This window comes from Acidiphilium sp. PM, from assembly GCF_000219295.1.
GTDB classification, from domain to species: Bacteria; Pseudomonadota; Alphaproteobacteria; order Acetobacterales; family Acetobacteraceae; genus Acidiphilium; species Acidiphilium multivorum.
Window position 1 is genome coordinate 1 of sequence record NZ_AFPR01000554.1, and the last position, 2,331, is coordinate 2,331.

Genomic DNA, 2,331 nt, shown 5'->3' on the forward strand with positions numbered 1-2,331 from the left:
GACAAGGTGATACCCTGGGACCGGTTCTGCTCGACCGTTATGGAAGCGGAAACTCTGGTTCGATCGGAAGATTTCGATCCCTACGAGGTGCTGAGCGAACATTATGCTGGTATTCGGCGCTGGGCGCCGGCGTTTCTGGCCACTTTCGAGTTTCAGGGTGACCTGGGCTCGACCAAGCGCTGGCGGCTGTACGGCCCGAGGTGGTCATGGGGTAGTCGGTTTGCACCCAAATTCGGCCCAGTTCGCCATATGTTCGAAAAATTGGCCGAAAATGAACCTACGAGGTGATTGGGCCGAGATGGCGCAACTCACCCCGCCGCGGCCTGATCACCCCACACTTCCTGATGCTCTCCACACGGCGATCCGCTACATCCTCCAGGGGCTCGATCCGGGCGCGGTGGAGGCCGCGTTCCGACGCCACGCGGCACTGCTGCAAGCGGCCAGGACCAAGCCCGGCACGGCCAGCATTGCGCTCGACGGCAAGACCCTGCGCGGCAGTTTCGACAGGTTCCATGACCGCACCGCGGCTCATGTGCTCAGCGCCTTCGCCACCGACACCATGTGTGGACGGCCCCTGGGGTTCAAGGGGACGAACGAGAGACGGGCTTCGGGTCGAAAGCGTTCATGTGTCCGGCCTGTTGGCGCGGCATCATGGCCGCTGGCCCAGATGGAATCCGCAAGCAAGCGCCAAACAAGCTGGCGACCTGACAAGGTCATTGGTATTAACGGCATGTCTTGCTTGTCGGTTCGACCGACTTTCATCTCTGGCTGCCCTTAAACCCCGGGCACCGGTGCAGGGTTCACGCGGCGCTCGGCTGACGCCGATACGCCTCACCCCGCGCCATCATCGCCCAGACGACCCGGGCGATCTTGTTGGCCAGCGCGACCGCCGCGACCTTCTTCGGCTTGCGCGCCAGCAATCCCAACAGCCAGGCCGAGCTCGACGGCCGTCCCGGTTTGGCGACCCGGATCACCGAGGTCGCACCGACCACCAACAGCGACCGCAGTCTCTTGCTGCCGGCCTTGCTGATCCTGCCCATTCGGTGTTTGCCGCCGGTGGAATTCTCCCGCGGCGTCAGGCCGAGCCAGGCGGCGAAGTGGCGTCCGCTCTCGAAGTTTGTCGGGTTCACCGACAGCGCCAGGGTGATCGCGGTGATCGGGCCGATGCCGGGGACCTTCACCAGGAGCTGGCTGACCGGGTTGCTCTTGTGTTGCTCGAGGAGTTGCTTCTCCATCGCCGCGAGCTTGGTGTCGAGATCGGCGATATGCGCGCCCATCGCCGCGAACGCCACCTTGGCGGCCGGAGGGATCTCGGACGTCTCGGCCAGCATCGCCAGCAGCGCCTCGACATTGGCCGTGCCTTTGGCCGCGATCACGCCGAATTCCGCCGCATGCCCGCGCAGCGCGTTGATCGCCGCAGTCCGCTGCCCGACCAGCAGCTCGCGATGCTTCACGATGACCGTCGCGGCCTGTTCCTCGACGCTCTTCACCGGCACCGTGGGCATGCTCGGCCGCGACGCCGCTTCGCCGATCGCCTCGGCATCATTGCGGTCGTTCTTGTTGCGTTTGACGAAGGGCTTCACATACTGCGGCGGGATCAGCTTCACCCGGTGGCCCATGGCACTCAGCCGGCGGCCCCAATGATGCGCGCCGCCACAGGCTTCCAACGCCACTTCGGTCGGCTCCAGCTTGCCGAAAAACTTCTCCATCTGCGACCGCCGGAGGTCCCGGCGTAACGCCGGCCGCTCAGCCTCATCGACCCCGTGGATCGTGAAGACATGCTTGGACGTGTCGATCGAAATGCGCTTATATTCCATGTGGGCGGCCCTTTCCTTAGGTTGTTTCACGACCCTATCCTGGCACATCCGATGCCGTGGGGCCGTCCACTCCAACAAGCTGGTGCTCGCTCATGTCGAGATCGGCGAGAAATCCAGCGAGATCCCCGCCGCCCAGGCGCTGCTCGCCGAACTGGGCATCGCCAAGGACACACTCGTCACCCTGGATGCCCTGCACTGCCAAAAAAAGCCTTCAACGTCGCCCAGGCGGGCAACATCAGCCTCATCGTCCAGGTCAAGGACAATCAACCGACGCTGAAGCAGGCGATCCACCATATCGCCACATCGGGCGCCCCATACGACGTCTTCCGGACCCGCGACCGCGGCCGCAATCGTGACGAAACCCGCACCGTCGCCGTCTTCGATCCCGCCAGCGCGCTCGCCGGCACCGACTGGCATCCCCATGTCACCGCCATCATTCAGGTCGAACGCGCAGTCGCCACCCGCAATCCCGAAACCGGCCTGCTCAAGCTGACACACGACACCGCCTTCTACG

General features: G+C 64.4%; 3 protein-coding genes and 1 pseudogene. 2 read left to right on the top strand and 2 right to left on the bottom strand.

Annotated features, from left to right (window positions below; all coding sequences use genetic code 11):
- Both APM_RS22425 and APM_RS22265 read left to right on the top strand, forming a co-directional pair.
- Positions 1 to 288: hypothetical protein (locus APM_RS22425; protein ID WP_007424823.1), on the top strand; the 288-nt coding region annotated here is incomplete at its 5' end.
- Between the two features lie 10 nt (positions 289 to 298).
- Positions 299 to 778, top strand: a complete 480-nt coding sequence (locus APM_RS22265; RefSeq protein ID WP_050807228.1) for a hypothetical protein — start codon at positions 299 to 301, stop codon at positions 776 to 778.
- 22 nt (positions 779 to 800) lie between these two features.
- Here the strand turns inward: APM_RS22265 and APM_RS17985 are convergent, their stop codons facing one another.
- Both APM_RS17985 and APM_RS17990 read right to left on the bottom strand, forming a co-directional pair.
- Positions 801 to 1,817: an IS110 family transposase gene (locus APM_RS17985; RefSeq protein WP_007424824.1), complete on the bottom strand. Its 1,017-nt coding sequence runs from the start codon at positions 1,815 to 1,817 to the stop codon at positions 801 to 803.
- A gap of 90 nt (positions 1,818 to 1,907) precedes the next feature.
- Positions 1,908 to 2,331 (bottom strand): annotated as a pseudogene (locus APM_RS17990) (hypothetical protein); the annotation flags it as partial.

Excerpts from the sequence above, each read along its gene's own strand:
- APM_RS22265 (WP_050807228.1), top strand. The coding sequence starts at position 299 with ATGGCGCAACTCACCCCGCCGCGGCCTGATCACCCCACACTTCCTGAT.
- APM_RS17985 (WP_007424824.1), bottom strand. The coding sequence starts at position 1,817 with ATGGAATATAAGCGCATTTCGATCGACACGTCCAAGCATGTCTTCACG.